Genomic DNA, 15819 nt, shown 5'->3' with positions numbered 1-15819 from the left:
CGAGAGCGCTACTCCATGGTTGTTTTTATGCCGATCCCCTTGTTGGCGAGCCCGCCATTGTCAAAAGCGGTTTCTCTACGATCTCCCTGAGCAGCCCGGAAAGTGTGTCGCCCCAGGCCTGTTCTTCCTGTGGGGTGCTGATGAGATCATTGCGGATCTCGATCATCACCGCCGGTAATCCGAAGGCTGAAGCGTGCCGCTCCAGTGTGTAGTAGACACGATCCGCCGGTGAATAGGGTTCGTTGATGCCGACATTGAATCGGTTCAACGCTCGCAACCCTGCAATCAATGGCGCGGCAACCCTGTCATCATCATCATGGATAATGCCGATATCCCATGGACGGGCCACCCCGCGATAGACGGGCGTGTAGGAATGGACCGCCACGTAGACCGGATCAGGCAGGCCTTTGCTCGCCCGCTCCTGCGCCAGTTTCTCGATGGCGGCGTGATAGGGCCGGTGCGAAAGCGCTATGCGCTGCGATTTGGCCGCATCATCCAGGCCAACATTGCCAGGAATGGACGTCGCTTCGCTTAAGGACGGCACGAGGTCCGGCGCATTGAGCGGGCGGTTGCAATCGATCACCAGACGCGACACGCAGGATTCAACCAGCGGCGCATCCAGGCGCCTGCTCATCGCCTGACTGACGCCAAGCGCACCGGGATCCCACGCGATATGTCGTTGCAGATCAGCGGCATCGAGGCCGAGCATGGCAAAGCCTGGCGGGATATGATTGGATGCATGGTCGCAAAGGATGACACACTGCGAACGCCCGTCGGGGTTCGATACCCGGACTGGAGTCCAGTCATGCGTCACTCTCCGGGACAATCCCATCGCAGCCTCTTCGGCAACTGTATCTTACGTTACATTTTATGTTTTTATTTCCGCTCTCGTATGATTTGATACATATCAACCAAGATTGTCAAATCCGAAAATCGCATTCTGACACGGATAGGGTCTTGGCTGGACAGGGAAACATCCATGACAACCAGTATTTCCGAGCTGATAGCTGAGAAAATGGACGCGATGTCGGTATCGGAACGCAAAGCCGCGCAGACGCTGATTGGCAATTACCCGTTGATCGGACTGAGAACCGTGGCCGAATTTTCGACGCAGGCCGGCGTTAGTTCGCCAACGATTCTTCGCTTCGTGTCCCGGCTTGGCTTCCAGAGCTACCCGGATTTCCAGGGAGCACTTCAGGAAGAACTGGCTGCCCAGGTTCAATCACCGTGGAACCGTGCAGCGTCGATCCAGAGCGTAAAGGGCGGTCCGGTCTTTCCCCTCATGGAAGCAGCTATCGAGAACATTCGCGAGACCTTCCAGCATCTCTCGGCGCAACAGCTGGATGATGTCACGGAAGCTATCAGCCGCAACCGCGCGCGCATCTACCTGCTGGGCGGCCGCTTTACCGATCCGATTGCCCGATATATGGCAGCACACCTCAAGATTACGCGTCCGGGCGTAACACATCTCACCGGGCAGGAAAGTCATTGGCGCGACCAGCTGATCGACATGGGCAAAAAGGATGTGCTGGTCATTTTTGATATTCGCCGTTACCAGCAAAGCCTGGTTCGGTTCGCCGAGAAGGCCCAGGCGCGCGGTGTGGAGATCGTCCTGATTACCGATCAATGGCTTTCGCCTATCGCCCGATTTGCCCGCCACGTCATCGCCGGCCGAACGGCAGTACCTTCGCCATGGGATTCATCGGCAGCCCTCTTCCTCGTGGCCGAGACCCTGGTTGCGGAAGTCACCCGCAAGCTGGAAAAGGGCAGCGCCGATCGCATCCGCGACATGGAAAAACTGCGTGATAACTGATTGCAAGTTCTGACATCTTCAGCGGGCGTGTCAGCCTCTATTCTTCGGCGAGGCCCGACTTCAGCTGGAAGATTGAATGCTGTAGGGGCAATTTTCTTGGGTGTTGAAACCCACTTCCCAAGTCCTTCCAGAACTGGTCACGAAGGAGCACTGGGAAAACGTGTTCCTTCGGCAAGGTAGCATGGGCGAACCATCCAGCGTCCACAATGCTCTCTTCCACCGCAGGGTTGAGCTCCAAAGTGATTTCTCCAGATAGATACTGCGCAATGTACCAAAACTTTATCATGCGTCCATAGTGATCTATCAACTCGTCGATATAGGCGAGCGAGAGCATCTGAGCCCTTATCCCGGCCTCCTCAAATACTTCTCGCGCAGCCGCTGCCTCGAGTTCCTCATCATCCTCCACCCCACCTCCGGGGGGTGCCCAATAATCGTACTCGCCTTCCAATCGGTGCCTGACCAGGAGGATTCGTTCATCGCGGAGCACAAGCGCCCCAGAGGATATCCGGTGTTCCATTGTTGCGTTCACTCAAGTCCTGAACATAGGTGAAGAGGTGAATCCGGACGGCACTCATCGTCCTGCGAATGAGGGGCCTCCCCCAGTTGCTCGCGCCTCGCACTCAGCCGTGCTGCCAGGCGCTCGTGCTCCTGCCCATGAATATCAAAGAAGATATCCATGGGATCAAGCGGATCGATCTGACTGCGGTCTACCGAAGCGTGATGCAGGGGATCTCCTTCTGCAAGCAACGAATACGCTGACCTGTCGACTGGAAACACGGCGCAGCGAAATCCCGGAGGATTCTCCTCGAAATGCATGGAGTTGTCGATAGAGCGCCGAAGAATGCCTTCCATCCTGTTGCGGCACCTGTCCGATAGGCTAGCATTGCTCAGAATCGCGGTCCCTACATCGATGCTGTTGGTTGGAGCGCCATACCTGCAACCTTCGGCAAGTTCGAGGATATGGAAGCCCTCGAAGTGCGTTGCAGCGGCGGTCAGAAAGAGCTCCAACTCTTGTCGTCGACATTGTATATCTGCCACCCGGATCACAGCCTCTCCTATCACCAGGTGCGGTCTGCTATCGCTGTCCGACCACACATTGAATCCATAATCGATCCAATTTGACAGTTGAGTGAGCTTGCGGTCACCTCTTGCCGGGATCTCCCATGGAATCATTCGGTCTGGCGCATTCAGCACGATGCACTGCTCGCCGTGACGGCGCACTCCAATCCTGTCGAGCCGCTCTCCAACTGCGGCGGCGCTCACGCCATGCTCCGCAAGGCAGACATGTGTACCGTCGGCACGCTGGAAATGAACGGTCCACAGATCAAGGGCGCTCAAGCCGGCAATGTTCTCGACAGCATATTGCTGCTGGTCAACATGCGTTGCGATTACGCCTCGAACCGAAGCGAGATTGAGCCATTCGACGTCGTTCGACGCGGTAAAGACCTCACATCCATACGACCGTAGGAGCTCAGCCATGTCCAAACGCTCCTGAACGAGACGTCTTCGATCGTGCCCGCGCAGCCTTGATCGACCGATGGAAAAGCCAGCCGCTCGAAGGGCCGTTTTCAGAGCCGAACCCGATACGAGGCTGCCGTACTCCGGATCACACGGACAATCGGCTGAGAGCCCATCCACGTCGATGACATCCTCCACATAGAATGTTGGTCCATAGGTAGCAAAAGGGGGCGGCAGGAAGACGCTGCAATAAAGTTGAGAACCCGGAAGCCCGAAATTTTCCCGTAACGTCAGCGCGGGCTGCCCATTGTTAGCTTCAGGTACTGTCGCCGCAACTTTGCCGGCCTCTATCGAATTAAAAAAATTGGTTTTACCCATAGGAGTGCAAAATAAAAATCCGTCACGAGCAATATCAACACTATATTCAGTCACAATATCTCAGATTTTTACTGCCTCAAATAGTTATAGTGAAATATATTTATAGGCCATACTAAAGTATCACTCCGAATCGCATGTATAAAATAAAATCGATGCAGATTCCTGCACACCTGCCCGGGTTCGAAACAGGTGGCCAACGCCGCGCGCTTCATACCTGACGTGAAACGCCCTTTCGGGTCCGGCCGGAAAGGTCTAAAGCATTGCCGGGAACTTGTATTGCTATACAAATGCAGTTCCTGCGGGTGGGGACCTCCTCTCCCGAGCAAAACCGAATAATGAATGTAGTCTAGGGACCAAGATCATGCAGCAAGCTGATATCGGATTGATCGGCCTTGGCGTCATGGGCGCCAATCTGGCGCTCAATATCGCCGACAACGGTTATCGCGTCGCAGTTTTCAATCGGACCGTGGCCAAGACCCGCGAGTTCTACGAAGAGGCAGGCCGCCTGAAGGACCAGATCATTCCTTGCGACACGCTTGAAGAGCTGGCGAGAAGCATTCGTGCGCCGCGCCCGATCATCCTGATGGTCAAGGCAGGTGAAGCGGTAGACGAACAGGTTGCGGCTCTGAAGCCCTTCCTCGCCAAGGAAGACATCATCATCGATGCCGGCAACGCTAATTTCCATGACACCGTAAGGCGCCTTGCCGAACTTGGCCCTAACGATCCAACCTTTGTCGGCATGGGCGTATCGGGCGGCGAAGAAGGTGCACGCCATGGGCCATCCATCATGGTCGGTGGAACTGCCGAATCCTATGCCCGTATCGAACCGGTCCTGACTGCGATCTCCGCCAAGTTTGAAGGCTTTCCCTGTTCCGCGCTGCTTGGCCCGGACGGTGCCGGCCATTTCGTCAAGACCATCCACAACGGCATCGAATATGCCGACATGCAGATGATCGCCGAGGTCTACGGCCTCTTGCGCGATGGCCTCGGCCTTGCTCCGGAGGCAATCGGCAAGATCTTCGAGAAGTGGAACACCGGCCCGCTCAACTCCTATCTCATCGAGATCACCGCAAAGGTGCTGCAGGCGACCGACAGGAAGACGGGCAAGCCGGCGGTCGATGTCATTCTCGACAGCGCCGGCCAGAAGGGCACCGGCCGCTGGGCCGCGATCGAAGCACAGATGCTGGGCATTCCTGCGACCGCGATCGAAGCTGCTGTCGCCGCCCGGTCGATCTCGTCGCTCGTCAAGGAGCGCAGCGATGCCTCCGCCGCCTATGGTGAACTCGGCTCAGCCAAGCTTGCGGACAAGGGCCTGGCATTTATCGACGCCCTCGAGGAAGGCTTGCTGGCCGGCAAGATTGCCGCTTATGCGCAGGGCTTCGATGTTATGGCGGGCGCCTCCAAGGAGCATGGCTGGAACATTCCACTTGCCACCACGGCTCGCATCTGGCGCGCCGGCTGCATCATCCGTTCGCAGTTCCTCGACGAGATCGCAGCGGCATTCGAGGGCCGCGAAGGCAAGAACCTGCTGCTTGCGCCTGCATTCATCGACCGGATGAAGACCGGTTCGCAATCCCTGCGCAGGATCGTTGCCGAAGCGGCTCTGGCCGGCCTGCCAACGCCGGCGCTGTCGGCCGCGCTCAACTATTTTGACGGCTATCGCCAGGCGCGCGGATCGGCAAATCTCATCCAGGCCCAGCGCGATTTCTTCGGCGCGCACGGCTTCAAGCGAATCGGCGAAGAAGGCGATTTCCACGGCCCATGGTCCGATGCCGGCTGAGTGCATCGGTGAGTCCGCGCCGCTATTGTCTACGTAGCGGCGACAATGCATCAAGCGGGCGGTGGGTTTCACAATGCCGCCTCCCGCCGCATATGTCGGGCATGCACACACCATCAATGAGAGCGGGGGCCTTTGCCCGCTCTGGAGAGGTCAGACATGTCAATCGATAGTTATCAGCATCGCGCTTACAAGGCCGGGCAGCCGGGAAGCCCGCTGCTCTTCGTTTTTCACGGCACCGGCGGCGACGAGAACCAGTTCTTCGATTTCGGCCGGCGCCTGCTGCCGCAAGCGGGTATCGTTTCGCCGCGCGGCGATGTTTCCGAGCATGGGGCTTCGCGTTTCTTTCGCCGGACGGGCGAAGGCGTCTATGACATGGATGATCTCGCCAGACGCACGGCCGCAATGGCGGATTTCGTCCGCGCGCATAAGGCCGCCGCCAAGGCATCGAATGTCATTGGGCTCGGCTATTCCAATGGAGCCAACATTCTTGCGTCGGTAATGCTGGAGCAGCCGGACCTGTTTGACGACGCGATTCTCATGCATCCGCTCGTTCCATGGAAGCCGGCGCCGCAAACAGGCCTTGCGGGCAAGCGCGCCCTGATCACGGCCGGCAGGCTCGATACAATCTGCCCGCCGGAGATGACGCAATCCTTCGCCGATTATCTGATTTCGCAAGGTGTCGAGACCGAACTTGTCTGGCACTCCGGCGGTCACGAAATTCAACAGAATGAAGTGACGGCGATCGAACGGTTTGTTCGCGAAAAGGTTTGACAACAAAAAACCGGCCGATTGGCCGGTTTTCCTTATCTACATCGAGAATCTTAGCGAAACCGGGAGAATTTTCATCGAACGCGAAGACTTTCGGCCCCTTGGGCTCAATAGGCCGTGGCAGCCGGCAAGATGTCCTTGCTTCAATTCCAGCGCCAGGAAACGCCGACGCTCGACAGGGCCGGGCATTGCAAGCTCGCTCATCTTGCTGCCGCTGAATCCGAAACGTTCGTAATATTCCGGATCACCGACAAGGATGATCGCGCCGTGACCTAGGCGCGCAGCCTCGTTGATCGCATGCCTCATCAGGGCCGCACCAATACCTTGTCCCTTGAGCAGCGGTTCGACTGCCAAAGGTCCGAGCAGAAGAGCACGCACCGGCTTGCCCGTTGTATCATGACCAGCCTGGATATCCCACAGCCGTACGCTGCCCAGCAGCGTCCCGTCGGCGCCCCGCGCCACAAAGGCAAGACCTGCCGAAGGCAGGCGCCCTCGTCTCAGCTTTTCGGAAGACTTGCGGCGCCGGCCTTCGCCCATGGCGCGGTCGAGCAGATCCTCGCGCGCCCGTTCATCCTGCGCAGTCTCGTTGCGGATTACAAAGCCCTGCATTCCGTCCGGATGCAGATTTTGTTGGATGTAGTCTGTTGCACTCATTATCTTGACCAATCAATCAGGGGGCGTCATCGCGTCATGCGGAGTGAGAGACCTTTTGAGAACTCAGCCTGATGAGGTAGCTGGTGCGGTTTTTCGAGAACCGGAGCGCAGTGGACTTTTGGGTCCATGAGCATCGGAAGCGCAGAAAATCACATCAGGTGCCCATCAGGGTGGAGTTATCAAGGTCTTTCAGATCACGTATGATCGGAGTGGCTCAAACCCGTTGAATGCAACTGCAGAGTAGGTCGTGGTGTAGGCACCCGTTCCCTCGATCAGCACCTCATCGCCGATGGTCAGCGACAGGGGCAGCGGATAAGGGTTCTTCTCGTACATCACATCGGCACTGTCGCAGGTTGGACCGGCAAGGACGCAAGGCGCACTGTGGTCACCGTCGCGCGGCGTGGTGATCTGGTAGCGGATCGCCTCATCCATTGTTTCGGCAAGGCCGCCGAACTTGCCGATATCGAGATAGACCCAGCGCACATTGTCATTGTCGGCCTTCTTCGACACGAGCACGACTTCCGCCTTGATCACGCCGGCATTGCCAACCATGCCGCGGCCTGGCTCGATGATGGTCTCGGGCAGGCGATTGCCGAAATGCCTGCTCAATGCCTGGAAGATCGCCTGACCATAGGCCTGGGCGGTCGGCACGTCTTTCAGATAACGGGTGGGGAAACCGCCGCCCATATTGACCATCTTCAAGGTGATGCCTTCCATCGCGAGCTTGTCGAAAACATGCTTCGCGTCGCCGAGTGCACGGTCCCAGGCGGACAGATCCGTCTGCTGCGAACCGACATGGAACGAAACGCCATAGGACTCAAGACCAAGCGACTGCGCGGCACGCAGCACGTCGACCGCCATGGCCGGCACGCAGCCGAACTTGCGCGACAGCGGCCATTCGGCGCCGGCGCCATCGGTCAGGACGCGGCAGAAAACGCGCGAGCCGGGCGCCGCGCGAGCAACCTTCTCGACTTCCTCGACGCAGTCGACAGCGAACAGGCGAATGCCAAGCTCGAAGGCGCGCGCGATGTCACGCTCTTTCTTGATCGTGTTGCCGAAGGAAATACGGTCGGCCGTTGCACCGGCGTCAAGTGCCATTTCGATTTCTGCAACCGAAGCAGTGTCGAAGCTCGAGCCGAGTGAGGCGAGCAGGCGCAGGATTTCGGGCGCAGGATTGGCCTTCACCGCGTAGAATATCTTCGATTCAGGCAACGCCATCTCGAAATTATGAAAATTCTCGCGGACGACCTCGAGATCCAGCACCATGCAGGGACCATTCGGACGTCGGGTATTGATGAAGTCGAGGATGCGCTGTGTAGCCATCGTTGGGTCTCCAATCCGTAGCGGCACTTCCGGCCGCCTTAAGCAAGTCGCGATTTCACGGGGTGCGCCCGTTCGACCGCAGGGACAAAGTGCGTGAGTCGGTCCAGCGCGAGGCCAGCCTTTGGAGATGCTGGAACCACGGGAAAGATTCATGCGGCGATGGACCCACGCTAAAGTTCGCGTAAATCCGCTTTGTCTGCCTTGGTTTGGATGAACCCATCCGCACTACCGGCAATGAAGGTGTGCCTCTTCAGTAATCCCGGCTTATGGACAGCCGGAAGACACCAGAAAGGCCCGCACCGTCGTTGCTTCAAGATGTCCTCAGTTCAGCAGTAGGCCGCTAAACTGACTGGAGGGGTTAGTTCCAGGTACCATACCGTTTCCTCACCATTATGAGGATCGGCGGACACCCACAGGCACGTGCGACTTTGGGCAAGGGCCATATAAGGACAAAGATGTGTCCAATCAATGAAAAATATGGGTCCGGCGGAAATTTTTTATTCATTGAACAGACAACGGCAAATGACCTAGAATCATTGAACGATGCGCACAATTTCGCCCCTGAATGCCCTTTTGGATTTACCAACGGTTAACCTTTCTTCTGGCAAAGGCCCGCTGAACGGTGAAACTTTGGCGGTCAAGGACATATTCGATGTCGCGGGTCTCGTCACCGGTGGAGGAAATCCGCAAAAAGCCGACGAATCACCTGCTGCAACCAGAACAGCCCCGGCTGTACAGGCACTGTTCGATGCCGGGGCAAGGTTTGTCGGCAAGACGCAGACGGACGAGCTGGCCTTTTCCATGATGGGCCAGAACGTGCATTACCCCCATCCCGTGAACCCGAACGCGCCGGATCGCGTTTCTGGCGGTTCGTCTTCGGGTTCTGCATCGGCCGTCGCCGGCGGGCTCGCCACGATCGCGGTTGGTTCCGACACGGGCGGTTCGATTCGCGCACCTGCCAGTTTCTGCGGTCTGGTCGGGCTCCGGACCACCCATGGACGCATCTCGCTCCAAGGAACCATGCCGCTGGCACCCTCGCTCGATACGTTTGGCTGGTTCGCCCGCGATATCGCACTCTATGAAAAGGTCGGCGCGGTTCTGCTCGGGCCTGACGATCAGGAATTCAGGCTCAATCGCCCCCTGTTCATTCCCCTGCTCGAGCACCTCCTGCTAGGTGAAGCGGAAGATGCCGCCTACCGCGCAATGTATGCGATCGTCTGCGCCCATCTTGGCCAGGCGCGGTCAGCGCGCCAGCCCACCGCCTCGATGGACGACCTTTATCTTTGTTTGCGGCAGATCCAGGGTTTCGAAGCCTGGGCTGCGCACGGCGCGTGGATTTCCAGGAAAGAGCGGAACCTCGGGCCGGCAGTGAGGGAACGCTTCGAATATGGTTCGACCATAGACCTTGCGGCCTATAGGTCGCAGATGAAACGGCGCGAACTATTCCGCAGCGAATTGTCGGACCTGCTCGGGGATGACAGCGTCATGGTCCTGCCGACGGTCCCCGGTGCTGCACCGCTTGTCACCATCTCGTTCGACGATTCACAGGCCTATCGCGAACGTTGCGTGCGGTTGTTCTGTCTTTCGGGCCTGTCCGGCTTTCCGCAGATCACCCTGCCTATTGGCGCTGTCCACGGGGCGCCGTTCGGCATTTCCCTGCTCGGCCCAAAAGGCAGCGACCGCGCTCTGATCAGCCTGGGCCGCGCAATTTTGACTGCTTCGGAAAGGCTGGCCTGACGTGGATACGCTCACCCGCATGCGCGCATTTATCGATGTCGTGGAGGCCGAGGGCTTCTCCGCGGCGGCGCGCAAGATCGGCCGGTCGAAGGCACTCCTCTCCAAATATGTACGCGAGCTGGAGGACGAACTCGGTGCGCTTCTGCTCAACCGGACAACCCGGCAATTTTCACTGACGGAGTCAGGACACACCTATTACCAGCGTGCCAGCGAGATCTTGCGCGAGGTCGAAAGCCTCCAGGAGGCGGTGCGCGAATCGAGCAGCGACATCAAGGGCCGGATTAAGATTTCTGCTCCCCGATCTTTCGCCGACGCGCAGATCGGTCAATGTCTCGTCGATTTTTGTGCCGAGCAACCGGACATCGTTCTCGACGTGCGGCTCGACGATCGTTTTGTCGACCTTGTGGAAGAGGGTTTCGATCTCGCCATTCGAATCACCCGGCTCCAGGACTCATCCCTCATCGCCAAGCGCATCGCGCCGTTTCGCGTCATCGTGTGCGGCTCGCCACAACTGGTCGAGCGCGTGGGCAGACCCACGCGGCCGGAGCAACTCGCAGGCCTGCCCTGTATCGTTGACACCAACAATCGCACGCGCACCGCTTGGCAATTCCTCAATGAAGACGGTGCGCCGATATCGGTACAGGTCGGTGGCCCCCTCGAGATCAACAGCCCGCTTCCAGGACGGCGGGCAGCACTTGCCGGCCTGGGGTTTGCATCGATTCCGGACTTCATCGCACGGGCCGATATCGCCAATGGCAGCCTCGTCAGCGTGCTCGAAGAATTCGTACCCCGCGACGCCGGTATCTATGCGGTCTATCCGCACCGCCGTTACCTTCCGGCAAAGGTACGGGTGCTCGTCGATTTTCTCGCCAAATGGTTCAAGGACAATCGCAAGGTCTAGAACATTGGTCCCAATTTCGCCAAGTTCGGAATGTCCTGTGCAGCAACTCACAAAGGGTCATCCATGCTCCAGAGATTCGCGGTTTTCAGCGGCGCGCTTGCGGCGGCTTTGATGTTCGCCACACCTGCCCATGTGCACCCGCACGTCTTTGCGGAAGCGCGGCTGGATCTTACCATCAAACCCGATGGAACCGTCGAAAAGCTCGGCCACGTCTGGCGTTTCGATGACCTGTTCTCGAGTACCGTGCTGGTCGAGTTCGACAAGAATGCCGATATGAAGCTCGACGACAAGGAACTGGCGGACCTCGCCAGCACGATCAGCCAGTCCATCTCCGAGTATGATTACTTCCAGACTGTGACACTCGACGGCAAGAGTGTCGCCATGGCTGCACCTGCCAATCTTCTGGCCGACTTCCAGAACAATCAGCTGCTGATCATCTTCGAAAGTACACCCAAACAGCCGCTCACTCTCGGCAAGAAGACCAGCTTCGGTGTCTATGACCCGACGTTCTACACGGCCATCGATTACGTCAACGACACGGATATTCACGTCAAGGGACTTCCCGGCAGCTGCACGCAAAAGGTGGTCCGACCGGACCCAGACCAAGCGATCGCCGCCAACCAGGGAACGCTTACCGAGGCCTTCTTCAACGATCCGACCGGCACGAACATGTCGAAGATATTTGCGACGCGGCTCGAAATTGAATGCGCCCCAAAGGGGTGACAGGGAATGGAATGATGCGGAAACGAACCCTTTTTGGCGCTTTGGTTCTCGTGGCACTCGTCGGCGGCCATGCGCTGGCACAGTCGTCGCTCGGAATAGGGTCGAACGAGGTGGCCATGCAACCCACCGGCCCCTTCGCCACATTCATCCTCTGGATCAATGTGCAGCAGCGCGAATTCTACCTCGCCATGACCCACGCACTCAAGGCGATGCGTGAGGACCCATGGCAAGCTTCGATACTCGTCGGACTGTCATTCCTCTACGGTATCCTCCACGCGGTGGGTCCCGGGCACGGCAAGGCCGTGATTTCCTCCTACATGCTGGCCAATGAGACGACGTTGAAGCGCGGCGTGCTTCTCTCCTTTGCATCGTCGATGCTGCAGGCGTTCACCGCGCTCTTCGTCATCGGTCTCACCTTCCTGGTGCTGCGTGGCACAACGGTCTCGATGGACGACGCCGCACATTACATGGAGATTGCAAGCTTCGTGCTGATCATCGCCTTCGGCCTGGCGTTGCTGTGGCGCAAGGTACCGCTGTTGTTCCGCCCTAGGGCGGTCCATCTTTTACCTGAGAAGCATAATCACGGTCACCACCACCATCATCATGACCATGACCATCACCACCATTCGCACGACCATGGCCATGATGGCCACGGACATGAACACCACCATCATGCCGAAGGCGAAGTGTGCGCGACTTGCGGCCATTCGCACGCCCCGGATCCAGCGATGCTCTCTGGTGAATTCAACTGGAAGACCGCCTGGGCGGCCATTGTGGCGGTTGGCCTGCGTCCCTGCTCGGGAGCACTCATCGTGCTCACCTTCTCGCTGCTGAACGGGCTCATTCTCGGCGGCGTGCTTTCGGTCTTCGCAATGGCGCTTGGAACGTTCATTACCGTTGCGATCCTGGCAACACTCGCCGTCACTGCCAAGAACGCTGCGTTGCGAATTTCAGGCGCTGCCGCGCTGTCCGGCCGCCTTCAAAACATCATCGAGGTCAGTGGAGCTTTGTTTATCGTCCTGATCGGCGCCCTGCTCCTGACCGCATCGAGACGGTTCTAGTAGGTTTTTCGTCCGGAGCTGCGTAAAACCAATACTTGGAGCACTTCCATGGCTCGGAGAGAAATGGAAATGGCCTACGACCGCTCATCCTCATGCTGTTTTCTGGCCCGCAGCCAGAAAACCAGGAAGAACCCGGCCACGAAGACAATGGCGAAGATACCCGCTGCGAGCGTCGAGCGTTCGCCCAGTGCCAGCATCAGCGTCGGCATCCAGTAGGCTACGATGCCAAAGCCGAGCATGATGCAAAAGGCTGCAATTGCCGCATTACGGGTTTTCGGATCCATCGCGTTCATCGCCTCCAGGTCAATCTAGGGCGTTGTAACCTTGTTGGATTTTTATGCAAGGGCGGGGGAAATTGCGTGGTTCGACGAGGTCGTGAATGCAATGAACGTTCCATGCGCCTCAACTACAATCCTCAACGTCCCTCATGGTGAGCTTGTCGAACCACGCAAACCATTGTGCCAGCCAATTATTCACCGGCGCTATTGACCCGGAACTCCTCCAGCCGCCTGATCTGCCTGCCATCGGCATCGAAATTATCCGGAGAGAGCCAGGCCTGGTAGGCTGTTTTCAGTGCCGGCCATTCGCTGTCGATGACCGAGTACCAGGCCGTATCGCGGTTTTTGCCCTTCTGCACCATGTGCTGGCGGAAAATTCCCTCGAACTTGAATCCGAAGCGCTCGGCGGCACGCTTTGAGGGCTCATTTGCATTGTTGCATTTCCACTCGTAGCGCCGGTAGCCGAGACCATCGAAGGCATATTGCATGAACAGGAACTGTGCCTCTGTCGCCGCCGGCTTGCGCGAGATAAGCGGTCCCCAGTAGATATTACCGATCTCGATCACGCCGAAAGCCGGGTCGATGCGCATCAGCGTCTGGCGCCCAGCGACCTTGCCGCTTGCCTTGTCGATGACGGCGAAGAAAAGCGGATCCTTGCTCGCTTCGACTTTCTCCAGCCACGCCCTGAAGGCTTCGCGATCCTGCGCCGGATTTTCGAAGAGGTAGCGGAAGCGGTCATCGGCATCGGCAACCGACGACGCTTCGTAAAGTCCGTCGCCATGCCTTGTCGCGTCAAGCGGTTCGAGCCGCACATACCGTCCGTCGAGCGGCTCACGGGCAGGAGTAGGGCGCGGCGTCCAGTCTGCAAGATCAATCATGAGTTTTACCCGCCTGATGATGTAAGAGTATTTGACTCCATACGATGGCACACGCACAAAGCAGAAGTTGAAAATTGTATGTGAGACAAGAAAATGCTGCGTACTATTTCCGGGTTCGACCGTATCGGTGAAGAGAATGCCTTTGCTGTCCTTGCCCGCGCCACTGCCCTCGCCGCGCAAGGCAAGGATATCATCAATCTTGGCATCGGCCAGCCGGATTTTAAAACGCCCGACCACATCGTCGAGGCCGCGATCAAGGCGTTGCGGGACGGACATCACGGCTATACGCCGGCAACCGGGCTGCTTGCGGCGCGCGAGGCGGTCGTCCGCCGTACATTGACCACCACGGGCGTCGAGGTTTCTCCCGAGAATGTCATGATCGTTCCCGGCGGCAAGGTAACCATGTTTGCCGCCATCCTGATTTTCGGCGAACCTGGCGCCGAAATTCTCTATCCAGACCCCGGCTTCCCGATCTACCGCTCGATGATCGAGTTCACGGGAGCAAAGCCGATTCCTGTTCCCATCCGCGAGGAGAACGGCTTTGCCTTCTCGGCCGAAGAAACCCTTGCATTGATCACGCCGAAGACCCGGCTCCTGATCCTCAATTCTCCTGCCAACCCCACGGGGGGCGTTACGCCAAAGGCGGAAATCGAAAAGCTTGTCAAAGGTCTGGAGGCGCACCCGCATGTAGCCATCATGTCGGACGAAATCTATGACGTCATGACCTATGACGGCGAGGAGCATTGCTCCCTCCTCTCCTTCCCGGAGATCCGCGACCGGTTGATCATCCTCAATGGCTGGTCGAAGACCTGGGCGATGACCGGTTGGCGCATGGGGTGGTCGATCTGGCCGGACCAGCTGTATGACAAGGTGCGCAAGCTCGCGGTCAATTGCTGGTCGTGCGTCAACGCCCCGAGCCAGCTCGCCGGCATCGCCGCCATCGACGGGCCGCAGGACGATGTGATCAAGATGTGCAAGGCCTTCGACAACCGCCGCAAGATCGTCGTCGACGGACTCAACAGCCTGCCCGGCATCAGCTGCGCGACACCGAAGGGTGCCTTTTATGCCTTCCCCAATGTCAAGGAGACCGGCTGGCCCGCCAAGCAGCTGGCTGCGGCGCTTCTCGACGAAGCTGGCGTGGCGCTGATCGGCGGCCCGGATTTCGGCATTCTCGGCGAAGGCTACATTCGCCTCTCCTATGCCAACTCGGAAGAAAACATCGTGCGTGCCATTGAACGCATCGAGAAGTTTCTGACGAAATAGTCAAGGCTGCGGACATGGTGGTGCGAAGGGGCGAACCACGCACCACCGCTTTGCAGCGTGTCAGGCGGCAGTATTCGCCTTCACATTGGCCACAGTTGCTTCGATGTGATCGATCAGGCTGTCAGGCAATTTGAGACGCCCAGCCAATAGGTCGAGATAACCGCGCTCGGCCCGGGTCTTCGGCTCGATGGTCAGGCGGGAAGCGGTGTAGAGTTCGACTTTCTGCGCGTCGGTTACGGCAGCCGCAACGAGCGCATCGATATCCACCGGAGCACTCAACTCGTTGGCGAGAAATTCCTGCGTATCGCTGTTCATGCCGGAAAGGGACAGTTTTTCGGTGATGCGTGCCCGTTCTTCGTCGTCGATATGTCCATCGGCGCGGGCGGCGGCGATCATGGCACGCACCAGCACCAGCGCAAATTCATGCTCGCCCTGCGGGGCTGTTTCAGGATGGAAACTTGAATCGTCCGGTGGCGGCAACAACTCGCCGCCGGCGGTCTGCGTTGCCTCGGTCGGCGCCTTGCCCGATTGATAATTCTGGTAGGCCTTGTAGGCCAGCCCTGCGACGGCAGCGAGGCCGCCGAGCTTCAGTGCGCCGCCGGTGATTTCGCGGCCAGTACCCGTACCAAGCAGGATTGCAGCCAGAGCGCCTGCAGCAAGCGGATTGTCCTTGGCCATCTGTGTTGCCTTGCCGGCCGTATCGCGAACCGAGGTTCCTGTTCCGGGTATGCTGCTCCCCAGGAAATCATCGAGAATCTTCTTCGGATCAAGCATGCAAATCTCCTCTTGGCTGCATGAATTCGC

General features: G+C 58.3%; 16 protein-coding genes. 8 read left to right on the top strand and 8 right to left on the bottom strand.

Annotated features, from left to right (window positions below; translation table 11 throughout):
• Window positions 1-25: 25 nt before the first annotated feature.
• Window positions 26-832, bottom strand: coding sequence for an N-formylglutamate amidohydrolase (locus K9U38_RS14010; protein ID WP_224494953.1), 807 nt, complete (start codon window positions 830-832; stop codon window positions 26-28).
• A 147-nt stretch (window positions 833-979) separates the two neighbouring features.
• On the opposite strand from K9U38_RS14010, the gene K9U38_RS14005 reads away from it, so the two are divergent.
• Window positions 980-1813: a MurR/RpiR family transcriptional regulator gene (locus K9U38_RS14005; protein ID WP_224494952.1), complete on the top strand. Its 834-nt coding sequence runs from the start codon at window positions 980-982 to the stop codon at window positions 1811-1813.
• 37 nt (window positions 1814-1850) lie between these two features.
• Here the strand turns inward: K9U38_RS14005 and K9U38_RS14000 are convergent, their stop codons facing one another.
• Window positions 1851-2330: an NUDIX domain-containing protein gene (locus tag K9U38_RS14000; protein ID WP_224494951.1), complete on the bottom strand. Its 480-nt coding sequence runs from the start codon at window positions 2328-2330 to the stop codon at window positions 1851-1853.
• 8 nt (window positions 2331-2338) lie between these two features.
• The gene (locus K9U38_RS13995) at window positions 2339-3703 is read right to left on the bottom strand and encodes a hypothetical protein (RefSeq protein ID WP_224494950.1); all 1365 of its coding nucleotides are present in this window, start codon (window positions 3701-3703) and stop codon (window positions 2339-2341) included.
• A 307-nt stretch (window positions 3704-4010) separates the two neighbouring features.
• Between K9U38_RS13995 and gnd the strand changes: the two genes are divergently transcribed.
• Together gnd and K9U38_RS13985 are read left to right on the top strand one after the other, a co-directional pair.
• Entirely contained in the window at window positions 4011-5429 is a 1419-nt protein-coding gene (gnd, locus tag K9U38_RS13990) for an NADP-dependent phosphogluconate dehydrogenase (RefSeq protein WP_224494949.1), read from the top strand.
• Window positions 5430-5585: 156 nt separating this feature from the next.
• The gene (locus K9U38_RS13985; protein ID WP_224494948.1) at window positions 5586-6200 is read left to right on the top strand and encodes an alpha/beta hydrolase; all 615 of its coding nucleotides are present in this window, start codon (window positions 5586-5588) and stop codon (window positions 6198-6200) included.
• Between the two features lie 36 nt (window positions 6201-6236).
• Here the strand turns inward: K9U38_RS13985 and K9U38_RS13980 are convergent, their stop codons facing one another.
• Both K9U38_RS13980 and odc2 read right to left on the bottom strand, forming a co-directional pair.
• The gene (locus K9U38_RS13980) at window positions 6237-6851 is read right to left on the bottom strand and encodes a GNAT family N-acetyltransferase (RefSeq protein ID WP_370631935.1); all 615 of its coding nucleotides are present in this window, start codon (window positions 6849-6851) and stop codon (window positions 6237-6239) included.
• A 189-nt stretch (window positions 6852-7040) separates the two neighbouring features.
• The gene (gene odc2, locus K9U38_RS13975) at window positions 7041-8174 is read right to left on the bottom strand and encodes an ornithine/lysine decarboxylase (RefSeq protein WP_224494947.1); all 1134 of its coding nucleotides are present in this window, start codon (window positions 8172-8174) and stop codon (window positions 7041-7043) included.
• Window positions 8175-8717: 543 nt separating this feature from the next.
• Here odc2 and K9U38_RS13970 point away from each other — a divergent pair.
• From K9U38_RS13970 to K9U38_RS13955, 4 genes are all read left to right on the top strand, one after another.
• Window positions 8718-9911, top strand: coding sequence for an amidase (locus K9U38_RS13970; protein WP_224494946.1), 1194 nt, complete (start codon window positions 8718-8720; stop codon window positions 9909-9911).
• A 1-nt stretch (window position 9912) separates the two neighbouring features.
• Window positions 9913-10812, top strand: coding sequence for a LysR family transcriptional regulator (locus K9U38_RS13965; RefSeq protein ID WP_224494945.1), 900 nt, complete (start codon window positions 9913-9915; stop codon window positions 10810-10812).
• A 63-nt stretch (window positions 10813-10875) separates the two neighbouring features.
• Window positions 10876-11535, top strand: a complete 660-nt coding sequence (locus K9U38_RS13960) for a DUF1007 family protein (RefSeq protein WP_224494944.1) — start codon at window positions 10876-10878, stop codon at window positions 11533-11535.
• Window positions 11536-11549: 14 nt separating this feature from the next.
• On the top strand, window positions 11550-12596 hold the full coding sequence (locus K9U38_RS13955; RefSeq protein ID WP_224494943.1) for a nickel/cobalt transporter: 1047 nt from the start codon (window positions 11550-11552) through the stop codon (window positions 12594-12596).
• A 74-nt stretch (window positions 12597-12670) separates the two neighbouring features.
• Here K9U38_RS13955 and K9U38_RS13950 read toward each other — a convergent pair whose 3' ends face one another.
• Both K9U38_RS13950 and K9U38_RS13945 read right to left on the bottom strand, forming a co-directional pair.
• Complete coding sequence (locus K9U38_RS13950; protein WP_224494942.1) at window positions 12671-12880, bottom strand: hypothetical protein; 210 nt, start codon at window positions 12878-12880, stop codon at window positions 12671-12673.
• Between the two features lie 185 nt (window positions 12881-13065).
• The gene (locus K9U38_RS13945) at window positions 13066-13752 is read right to left on the bottom strand and encodes a GNAT family N-acetyltransferase (protein ID WP_224494941.1); all 687 of its coding nucleotides are present in this window, start codon (window positions 13750-13752) and stop codon (window positions 13066-13068) included.
• A 93-nt stretch (window positions 13753-13845) separates the two neighbouring features.
• Between K9U38_RS13945 and K9U38_RS13940 the strand changes: the two genes are divergently transcribed.
• On the top strand, window positions 13846-15015 hold the full coding sequence (locus tag K9U38_RS13940; RefSeq protein WP_224494940.1) for a pyridoxal phosphate-dependent aminotransferase: 1170 nt from the start codon (window positions 13846-13848) through the stop codon (window positions 15013-15015).
• 60 nt (window positions 15016-15075) lie between these two features.
• Here the strand turns inward: K9U38_RS13940 and K9U38_RS13935 are convergent, their stop codons facing one another.
• Window positions 15076-15789 carry a tellurite resistance TerB family protein gene (locus tag K9U38_RS13935; RefSeq protein ID WP_224494939.1) on the bottom strand — a complete coding sequence of 238 codons (714 nt, stop codon included), beginning with the start codon at window positions 15787-15789 and terminating at the stop codon, window positions 15076-15078.
• Window positions 15790-15819 lie beyond the last annotated feature (30 nt).

The sequence above is a fragment of the Phyllobacterium lublinensis genome (assembly GCF_020164435.1).
GTDB lineage: Bacteria > Pseudomonadota > Alphaproteobacteria > Rhizobiales > Rhizobiaceae > Phyllobacterium > Phyllobacterium lublinensis.
Note: the sequence above shows the minus strand (reverse complement) of the source record. Positions and strands in the feature narration are given on the sequence as shown.

Excerpts from the sequence above, each read along its gene's own strand:
- K9U38_RS13940 (WP_224494940.1), top strand. The coding sequence starts at position 13,846 with ATGCTGCGTACTATTTCCGGGTTCGACCGTATCGGTGAAGAGAATGCC.
- K9U38_RS13970 (WP_224494946.1), top strand. The coding sequence starts at position 8,718 with ATGCGCACAATTTCGCCCCTGAATGCCCTTTTGGATTTACCAACGGTT.
- K9U38_RS13950 (WP_224494942.1), bottom strand. The coding sequence starts at position 12,880 with ATGGATCCGAAAACCCGTAATGCGGCAATTGCAGCCTTTTGCATCATG.
- K9U38_RS13985 (WP_224494948.1), top strand. The coding sequence starts at position 5,586 with ATGTCAATCGATAGTTATCAGCATCGCGCTTACAAGGCCGGGCAGCCG.
- K9U38_RS13960 (WP_224494944.1), top strand. The coding sequence starts at position 10,876 with ATGCTCCAGAGATTCGCGGTTTTCAGCGGCGCGCTTGCGGCGGCTTTG.
- K9U38_RS13955 (WP_224494943.1), top strand. The coding sequence starts at position 11,550 with ATGCGGAAACGAACCCTTTTTGGCGCTTTGGTTCTCGTGGCACTCGTC.
- K9U38_RS13945 (WP_224494941.1), bottom strand. The coding sequence starts at position 13,752 with ATGATTGATCTTGCAGACTGGACGCCGCGCCCTACTCCTGCCCGTGAG.
- K9U38_RS13980 (WP_370631935.1), bottom strand. The coding sequence starts at position 6,851 with ATGAGTGCAACAGACTACATCCAACAAAATCTGCATCCGGACGGAATG.
- K9U38_RS14005 (WP_224494952.1), top strand. The coding sequence starts at position 980 with ATGACAACCAGTATTTCCGAGCTGATAGCTGAGAAAATGGACGCGATG.
- K9U38_RS13935 (WP_224494939.1), bottom strand. The coding sequence starts at position 15,789 with ATGCTTGATCCGAAGAAGATTCTCGATGATTTCCTGGGGAGCAGCATA.
- K9U38_RS14000 (WP_224494951.1), bottom strand. The coding sequence starts at position 2,330 with ATGGAACACCGGATATCCTCTGGGGCGCTTGTGCTCCGCGATGAACGA.
- gnd (WP_224494949.1), top strand. The coding sequence starts at position 4,011 with ATGCAGCAAGCTGATATCGGATTGATCGGCCTTGGCGTCATGGGCGCC.
- K9U38_RS14010 (WP_224494953.1), bottom strand. The coding sequence starts at position 832 with ATGGGATTGTCCCGGAGAGTGACGCATGACTGGACTCCAGTCCGGGTA.
- odc2 (WP_224494947.1), bottom strand. The coding sequence starts at position 8,174 with ATGGCTACACAGCGCATCCTCGACTTCATCAATACCCGACGTCCGAAT.